Source organism: Nonomuraea ceibae (genome assembly GCF_019396325.1).
Lineage (GTDB): Bacteria > Actinomycetota > Actinomycetes > Streptosporangiales > Streptosporangiaceae > Nonomuraea > Nonomuraea ceibae.
Window position 1 is genome coordinate 1 of the sequence record NZ_JAHKRO010000205.1, and the last position, 8,339, is coordinate 8,339.

The 8,339-nt window shown below is 64.4% G+C and carries 8 protein-coding genes and 2 pseudogenes; 2 read left to right on the forward strand and 8 right to left on the reverse strand.

Annotation, left to right across the window (positions count from 1 at the left end; all coding sequences use genetic code 11):
• Window positions 1–166: 166 nt before the first annotated feature.
• From KME80_RS48730 to KME80_RS48740, 3 genes and pseudogenes are all read right to left on the reverse strand, one after another.
• Window positions 167–916, reverse strand: coding sequence for a hypothetical protein (locus tag KME80_RS48730; protein WP_219519501.1), 750 nt, complete (start codon window positions 914–916; stop codon window positions 167–169).
• 71 nt (window positions 917–987) lie between these two features.
• Complete coding sequence (locus KME80_RS48735) at window positions 988–1,965, reverse strand: hypothetical protein (protein WP_219519504.1); 978 nt, start codon at window positions 1,963–1,965, stop codon at window positions 988–990.
• 136 nt (window positions 1,966–2,101) lie between these two features.
• Window positions 2,102–2,354 (reverse strand): annotated as a pseudogene (locus KME80_RS48740) (transposase family protein); the annotation flags it as partial.
• Between the two features lie 721 nt (window positions 2,355–3,075).
• Here KME80_RS48740 and KME80_RS48745 point away from each other — a divergent pair.
• Window positions 3,076–4,116, forward strand: coding sequence for a hypothetical protein (locus KME80_RS48745; RefSeq protein ID WP_219519508.1), 1,041 nt, complete (start codon window positions 3,076–3,078; stop codon window positions 4,114–4,116).
• A 131-nt stretch (window positions 4,117–4,247) separates the two neighbouring features.
• On the opposite strand, the gene KME80_RS51475 is transcribed toward KME80_RS48745, so the two are convergent.
• The 4 genes from KME80_RS51475 to KME80_RS48760 form a co-directional block, all read right to left on the reverse strand.
• The gene (locus tag KME80_RS51475; RefSeq protein ID WP_246647089.1) at window positions 4,248–4,478 is read right to left on the reverse strand and encodes a hypothetical protein; all 231 of its coding nucleotides are present in this window, start codon (window positions 4,476–4,478) and stop codon (window positions 4,248–4,250) included.
• A gap of 116 nt (window positions 4,479–4,594) precedes the next feature.
• Window positions 4,595–5,164 (reverse strand): helix-turn-helix domain-containing protein, encoded by a 570-nt coding sequence (locus KME80_RS53115; protein WP_308126263.1) that lies wholly within the window; start codon window positions 5,162–5,164, stop codon window positions 4,595–4,597.
• 194 nt (window positions 5,165–5,358) lie between these two features.
• On the reverse strand, window positions 5,359–5,655 hold the full coding sequence (locus KME80_RS51485; protein ID WP_246647091.1) for an SDR family oxidoreductase: 297 nt from the start codon (window positions 5,653–5,655) through the stop codon (window positions 5,359–5,361).
• Window positions 5,656–5,667: 12 nt separating this feature from the next.
• Window positions 5,668–7,119, reverse strand: a complete 1,452-nt coding sequence (locus tag KME80_RS48760; RefSeq protein WP_308126264.1) for an MDR family MFS transporter — start codon at window positions 7,117–7,119, stop codon at window positions 5,668–5,670.
• 56 nt (window positions 7,120–7,175) lie between these two features.
• Between KME80_RS48760 and KME80_RS48765 the strand changes: the two genes are divergently transcribed.
• Window positions 7,176–7,709: a PadR family transcriptional regulator gene (locus tag KME80_RS48765; protein WP_219519511.1), complete on the forward strand. Its 534-nt coding sequence runs from the start codon at window positions 7,176–7,178 to the stop codon at window positions 7,707–7,709.
• A 124-nt stretch (window positions 7,710–7,833) separates the two neighbouring features.
• On the opposite strand, the pseudogene KME80_RS52480 reads toward KME80_RS48765, so the two are convergent.
• Window positions 7,834–8,172, reverse strand: a pseudogene (locus KME80_RS52480) (transposase); the annotation flags it as partial.
• Window positions 8,173–8,339 lie beyond the last annotated feature (167 nt).

An 8,339-nucleotide genomic window follows, 5' to 3' on the forward strand; every position in this document is an offset into this window, starting at 1 on the left:
GATGCCGCCGATGTCGCAGACGGCCATGTTCCGCCTGCTGTCGGAGAGCGGAGCGGGCAGGCGGTCCAGGAGGGCGAGCAGGTCACGCGCCTCGCTCTCGGAGCCGAGGTAGGTGGCGTCGATGGCGGCCATGGGGTCGGCGCCCTGGTTTCTGGCGACTCAGACCTCAGCCGCCCTCGCCACAATCTTGCACAAGCGCCGCTTGCGGCACCTCACCTCGGCCTGTACTGGGATTAGGGTCGAAGCTCTCGACAGGAAAGCCTAGGAGTCGACGCATCCGACCTGTTTCATCGACCTTAACACTTTTCTTCAGACTATCACTGGTTAATTGCCAATAGTTATTGTCTACCCAGAAGTGGAGCGACAAGCCGATATAGCTCATAGAACTGTTGTCGGCCTTCTTGAAGCCGTCCCCTTCAGGCGGCGCGATCCGATACCTCCGTATTGTGCATGGCGGCATTTCCGGCAATAAGACGTCGCCGACATGCCCGGAGGCAAGGGACGCCCGCACGTGAACATTGCGCAAGGGAACCGGCGATCTGTTCTGGATTGACAGATTGATTCCCTGCGGCAGAACACTGCTGAAAGGAGTGTCTCCCGGAGTCGACCACATTGCTACACGAGTGCTATATTTGCGCTCTTCGCGCATAGCACTATACTCGTTGAGTCGGTGTTGTTGTTCGTTAAGCTTCAGTTGCTGCGTGTTCAGATGGACTTGCTGAGTGATTGTGTACGTTGAAATCGCCAACGCTACGGCGGCAACCGCGGCCTGAATCCAGGCGACTCGCAATTGCCTACGCTCGGAAAGTGACATCTCTGTAGATGGGTGCTGCGGGGACGCTGCCGCTTCAGTGCTAGACAACGGCTCCTCATCCTGCGGAGCAGTAATACGTATTACTGCTGCGATGGCAATCACGACCCTCTTTTGCCGGCCCGCCGACTCTGTGGCATTCGGCGACCCAGCGCCCTGAGTCCTACGCGGTCGCCTCATAGGGTGGTGCAGGATTCCATGTATTGCTCGTGCGACACTTTTTCAAGAGCGATATTACCATTCGGATCTCTGGTTGTATTGGAAGATCGGGCGACTTCAGCGAATCTGTGGCTGCGGAAGCGAGCGATGTCTTCATCGGTCAGTGAGGGTAGATCCTGCGCTAAGGGACATATGTCTGGCGCAACGCGGAATGGCCCACTGTCCGGGCGGATTATCTGAGTGAATTCCTCCCCGTCCACATTGTAGGTGACGGCCAGTTCGAAGGTGCGTGCTTTCCGAGCGAGATAGCCCTGGATAAGAATATGCTGCGCCGAGGCAGAAGGGGCGAGTGTAAGTTCTCCTCGGGTCGAGAAATATGGCGTCTGGGGAATCGTGTCAGAGTCACTAGAAGGAATCAGCGCGACCGGGCGATCCGCGTCGAAGTTCATCGCAAACAGATCTGCGTCGCCGCCTTGAGTTCCAAATAAGGCGAGTATGCCCTTCGGCATACATACTGTCCTGATGTTCACCGCTCTAAGATCGAGGATTATGACCTCGCTGTTTGTCACGTTCTTCATCCAGAACGAAATCTGAGGGCGACCGTAGATGAAGGCACCGTCTGCCAATGCCTGCTCGAAGATGATACCGAAAGGCTGTGAGTCTAGCTTTAGGCTTCCAGACGCTGCCCCAGGCACGATGAAGTTCAGTTGCCCATTTCTAGCAGTGGGGGTGACCCGCTCAAACTGCAGGGCAGACCCGGTACCAGAAAGGGTCTCGGACAGCGCGGAATCTGCACAAGTGGGCGGGGTCGGATCTTCCTCCACTGTAGTTGCCAGCGTCTCGACGGCACTGGTTTCGTCCGGAGCCCCAACCGCGTCGGACTGATCATTTGTGCAAGCCCCTGCAGTCGAGGCAATGACCAAGATCAGCACAGTAGCGAGAAATCGTCGGCCATTGCCGCCCATGGCAACCCTTTCGACGTCGCGTTGAGTCATCGTGGCACGATCAAGTCCATCTTGCAACGGATTGCTACAAGTCCTCACCGAACGCATATATGGATCTTCCTGGAAGGATTCAGGCGCATGCCGTGCGCAACTTGGCCATCACGCTTGTTCTGGCATTGAGCTCTTTTCATCCTCGGGTGAGCGCGTAGTTCTGCAGGACGGCGATCGCCTTGCAGAGCACACCTGCCTTTGTGCGAGCAGAAGCGAGTTTGCTGAGAATGCGCCAACTCTTGAGTTGGGCGTTGGCGCGTCGGCCAGGCCCGCGTAGCCGAGCGTGAGCGCGGTTGGCCGCCTTCTGTGAGGCGGGCTTGTTACGCCCCCTTGTACGGCGTGTCGATCGGGCCTTCGGCGCCTTGATACCCCTTGCCGGCCAAGGCCAGCTCCGCTATGAGCGGGGCGCTCTGGGAGTGGGGCGTTTGACCTGACCGGACCTTAAGGCCCGCGATAAGGTGGCTTATCGCGGGACTACGAATCAAGATCGAAATCTGTCGATCCGCATGGCCTCACTCCGCACACGCCCACCAAGCGACCACGGAGCGAACACCGATGACCGAGTTCGTCCCCGCCCTCCGGCCCGGACACCTTCAACCGTCCGACCGCCAGGCCTGCACCGACGCTGACTTCGCTCATCAGCGACAGCACCCGCGTCCGTCTGACCGGCAGCCTCCCGCCCAATACCCGCCGCGCCTGCGCACGGCAATGGCGGCTGTTCGCCGCTTGGTGCGCCCCCAGCGGTCGCCTCGCCCTGCCCGCGACCGCACAGACGGTCGCCAACGACGTGACTTACCTGGCCGACAGCCGCAATGCTCCAACCACCATGGAACAGGCTATGGGCGACATCCGCAGCTGCCACACCAGTGCCGGCCACGAAGGCCACCCCTCAGCAAGACGGCCCCGCGCGTCCTGCACCAGTACAAGCGCCGCCGCGGCGTGGCGGCGCCACCGTCGCCCGCGCAGCCGGGCGCCCCCAGTATCCGTAAGCGCGACGCACGGACGCTGCCCGCTTTCCCCGTCCTGCTCAGCTACAGCCGCCCGGTCAGCCTCTGGCCCGACAACGCCACGCGTGACGTCGGCCTCTGCACTCCCATCCGAAGGAGCGTCATGTCACCCTCATCAGAAGATGACCAGCACGACCACATCGCGCAGCCCTTCGATGCGGCACAGGCGCGAGCGGCGCTTCTCGACCTCCGATCGGCCCTGGAGGAAGTCTCTCCCGAGACGGACCAGATGGCCGCCAGGCTGATCGAAGAGATCAACGATCTTGCAGTCCAGCTGGGGGAAATGGGCTCCATCTTCCTCTTCCCGCATCGGCGTGCCCGGCTGCACCAGCAGGCGGAGTTTCTTACCGAGAGGGCGTCCGGTTACCTGACTTGGCTGCAGGCGCGCCGAGAGCAAGAGGCCGAGGCGGATCGTTCACACCGGCAACATCGGGTCTCGCTCGAAGCCGAACTGATGCATGAAATGCGGGCTATGGAACGGCGGTCGACACTGCCTGGGCGGCGCGCCGAAGAGGCAAGTGACTGGCTTCGCGAGCTGGCCGCAAGTGAACCTGAAGGTGCTTCCCTCGCCGAAAGCTGGTTCATGACGGCGATGATGATCTCGCTTGTCCCGCCCCCCGGGATGTCACTGGCGCCGGTCGCCATCTACATGGATAACGACGAGGACTACCCCGAAGTCCGCCAGGCACTGGACAGGGCCCTCAGTAGCTTCGGCCTGGAGATTCATCAAGAACTGCCTCGTGTACAGGGATCGGTTTGGCAGGCATTCGTCGCCGCGTTCAAACGGCAGGCAACGCCGGAGGGGGTGGACGGTGCGGTGGGCGTTGCGCGGGCCGGCGCCGAGGCCCGCTGGCACGGAGAGCCGCAATCTCAGATCACCAAAGCTCAGGGCGAGGCAATCGCGGCGATCCTGCAGTCCCTGGAGAACAGCTCCAACGCTCTTCTCTACTTCAGCAACGTGCTCATCCTGAAGATCGACGGTGTCCCGCTGGTGCGGGAGCTATCGCCGGAGCAGGTCGATCGCATGAGGAGGAATCCGCATTTGTTCACCGATCCGCGTTTGGCCCTGCAGATGCTCGAAGAGGTCGAGGAGGCAGCCCGGAGAACCGGCGGGGAACCGGGGCAGTCGGCCATCACGACGTGACGGCTCATGGGCTGGCGTGCGTGCGCTAGCCGCCCCTATCGGGACACGCTCCACCGGACCGGCGCATACAGCACCGCCCCGATCAGGCCGACAGATCTACGGTAGGACACCAAGGCCAGTTGTCGCACGGGTCAGGCCTGACCTGAAGCGGTACTGCCTTGAGCCTCACAGCTGTCGCAGATCAGATGGACGTCCAGCTCGGCCGGCACCGTCTTGTCGCTCGTGGCCAGGAACTTCTTGAACTCGGCGGTGCGATGCTGGCGGTGCAGCTCGCCGATGACGCTTCCGTCGGCGATGTTAAAGGCGGCGAACAGACTGGTGATCCCGTTCCGCACGTAGTCGTGCGTGCGCCGCTCGGGCATGCCCGGCATCATCGCCCGTCACCGGCTGGGAGCGATCCAGCGCCTGGATCTGCGACTTCTCATCCACGCACAACACCACCGCGCGTTCCGGCGGGTCGTGATACAGCCCGACCACGTCAACGACCTTCTGGCGCGAACAACGGATCCGTCGACAGCTTGAACGTCGTCGTGCGGTGCGGCTTGAGATCGAAGGCCCGCCAGATCCGGCCGATCGTCGACTCCGAAAGCCCGCTGCGCCGCGCCATCGAAGCGCGGGTCCAGTGGGTGGCGCCGGCCGGCGTCTCCTCCAGCGTGGCCACCACCACCCGCTCGACCTGATCCAGGCTGATCGACGGCGGCCGTCCTGGGCGCGCCTCATCGATCAGCCCGTCCAGCCGCAGGCGCAAGAACCGGTGGCGCCATTTGGAGACCGTGTCCGGATGCACCCGCAGCTCAGCAGCGATCTGCTTGCTGTCCATGCCGTCGGCGCACCCCAGCACGATCTTCGCGCGCAGCGCCAAGACCTGAGCAGACGTGGCCCGCCGCGCCCATCGAAGCAGCACCGCCCGCTCGGCCTCCGACACCGTCATCTCCGCCTTCGGTCGGCCCGTGCGCACCTCGTCGGCCAGCGCCCCCAGCCCACCCCGGGCGAAAGCCGCACGCCACTTACGCACCATGCTCTCCGCAAGGCCCAAATCCCGCGCCACCTACGCCGTGCTGATCCCCGGCCCTGTACAGGCCAGCACGATCCTCGCCCGCACCGCCACCCTCGACGACTCTGCTGACATACCGATCAGCCGAGCCCGTTCATTGTTCGATAAGCGGATCTCCACTGCGGACGGTCCTGGATGCGCCACAACCAACACCATAGTGACTTAACTGGCGAATTTCAGGCGGATGACTAGGCTAAGACGGTGCCGTTGCGCTTGAGCGGAGTGGTCTGGCTGCCCTGCAGCTCGAACTCACGGCGTTCCTCCTCGCTCAGCCCGGCGACGCCCATGGTGGGGGTCTTGATGTAACCGGGGGCGACGGAGTTGACGCGGATCTTGCTGGGCAGGAGCTCGGCCGCGCCGGACGCACCATCGGCCACCTTTCCGACCCGGACCTGCGCGAGCAAATGGCGCAGATCACCAACCGCAACGAGTCCTTCCACACCATCGCCGACGAACATCATCAGGTTCGACGAGCTGCTCGCCAACTGCGTGATCGCTCACGCCTGTGTGGCCAGGACTGTGTCTTCCCGGCCTGGCGCGGTCGTTCGTACGAGCCTGCCGCCGCGCAGAGCGAGGATGGCGGCGAGCGCGACGAGCGCGCCGGTGACGCCCAGCAGGGGAATGACGACGGCGGCCGCCTCGGCGTGGGCGGCGGCCTGGCCGTGTGAGGGTGCCGCCTGGCCGATCACGGAGCTGTAGGCGGTGCCGCCGACGGCGAGCGCGACCGAGCCGCCGATCTGCCGGAAGAAGGTCAGGTTGGCTGCGGCCATGCCGATGTGCTGTGGCGGCACGGCCTGCTGGGCTGCCACGGTGAGCCCGGACAGCATCGGTCCCATGCCGAGCCCGATCAGTGCCATCCATCCGGCCAGGAGCCAGCCTGAGGTGGCGGTCGTCAGGTTCGCGCACAGCCAGGCCCCGGCGACCAGCAGGAACGGGGCCACGGCCAGCCACGGCTTGAGCCGGTTGGTCCGGCTCATCAGCGCGCCCGTGAGGACGCTGCCGAGGACCATGGCCATGGTGAGCGGGTAGATGCGCATCCCGGACTCGGTCGCGCTGACCGCAAGGGCCTCCTGGAAGTAACGGGGCAGGAACACCACCCCGGCGTACATGCAGAACGCGGTGCAGAACGAGATGATCATCACGAGCGTGTAGTTGCGGTTGGCGAACAGGTGCAGGGGCATGATCGGATGCTCGGCTCGGCGTTCCACGAGCACGAACACCACCAGCAGCACCAGTGCGGCCATGATCGGCAGCGCGACGGGCGCGCTCGTCCAGGTGTTGCCGCCGTCGCCCTTCTGGGTGAGTCCGACGAGCAGGGCGCTGACGGCGACGGTGAAGACGGCGATGCCGAGGTAGTCGGGGCGTCCGCCGCCGGTGCCGGGCAGCCGGGGGAGTCGCAGGACGACGATCGCCATCAGCGCGAGGCCGAGCGGCACGTTCACCAGGAAGGCCCAGCGCCAGCTCGCCTGGTCGGTGAAGATCCCGCCGATGAACGGGCCGGCGAGGAAGCTCAGCGCCATCACCCCGCCGAGCGCGCCCTGCACCCGGGCGCTGCGGTCCGGCGGAAACAGGTCGAGCACCAGCGCCATGGAAAGTGGCATCAACGCGCCCGCGCCGAGGCCCTGGAGCGCCCGGAAGGCGATGAGCTGCGGCATGTCCTGCGCCACGCCGCACAGCACGGACCCGGCGATGAACAAGGCCATGCCGACGAGCAGCAGGGGCTTTCTGCCGTGCTGGTCGGAGAGTCTGCCGTACAGCGGCACGGTCACGGTGGCGGTCAGCAGATAGGAGGTGACCACCCAGGTGTAGAGGGCGGTGCCGCCCAGTTCGGCGGTGATGCGTGGTAGCGCGGTGCCCACGATCGTCTGGTCGAGCATGGCCAGGAACATGCCGCCGACGACGGCGAGCAGGAGTAGTCCGTTGCCACGAGTTCTTTTGTCAGGATTCACATGTGCACACTCACATGTAAGTCATGACATGTCAATCGGCGTATATGCTGACGGGCATGTCCCTACGGATCGCCCTGCTCGGGCTGCTCGATGCGAAGGGCCCGGCGAGCGGCTATGACCTGACCAAGGCGTTCGACAAGTCGCTCATCCACGTCTGGCAGGCCGGTCACACCCAGATCTATCCGGAGCTGGTGAAGATGGCCGACGACGGCCTGGTGAAGGTCGAGTCGGAGGGCGCGCGCGGCCGCAAGATCTACGCGATCACGCCCGAGGGGACGGCGCGGCTGCACGACTGGATGGTCGGGCACGCCCCGTCCACGGTGGTCCGTAGCGAGGCGGCGCTGAAGGCGTTCCTGCTCACAGCACTCGACCCCGACGAGGCGATCGCCGTGGTCACCCGGATCAAGGCCGACGCGCAGGCGCGGTTCAGCGGGCTGGAGTGCATGGGGGCTCCCGACTCGGAGGAGTTCACCGGACGTTTCGCCCTGGATCTCGGGCTCCGGCAGGCGCAGACGATGATCGACTGGGCCGACGCGACGCTGGCGGCGCTCGAGAGAAAAGCAGCGTCAAGCGCCCCCCGAAGCGCGTAGCCCAGCAGGTGGTGGTACAGCGGGCGCGAACTGCTGTTTGGAGGCCCAATCGTCGGCGGGCGTCGGCGCCATCGTTGCACGTGCCTCGAGCCTGTTGATCAGGCGCTCGACGGCGTTCCTCTCATTCTCGATCGCGTGGCACGGTGATCTCGACCGGGCCGACATCGGTAAGCACGGTCTTGGACCGGCTGCCGTTGCGGGTGTTACCGGTCTCATTGCCGAAGCGTTCGTGCTCGTCGTGGCCGAGATGATCGGCGATCTCGCCTTCCAGCGCCGACTCCAGCACCAGCTTGGCCAACCGGCCCAGCAGCCCGTTCTCACCGACCAGTTCCACACCCTCGGCCCGGGCCTGGTCGACCAGCCTGGCCACCAGCTCCCCGTCCGTTGAGTTGTCCAGCTTCTTGCGCGCCACCGCGGAGACCTCCAGGTCGATCTCCGTCGATGCCTGGATCACAGTACTCATCAGGGGTGTCCTCCATGATCAGGAGTTACACCGTTGTCCTGGCTCTGGCCCGTAATCGGTGGTGGCATTAAGTGATCATCACTGAAGCAGGATGCGGTGGCGCAGAAGGTCGAATCCGGCCCGGCCGTGCATCTGGCGCATGATCCTCTTCGTGCGAGTGTTGACGC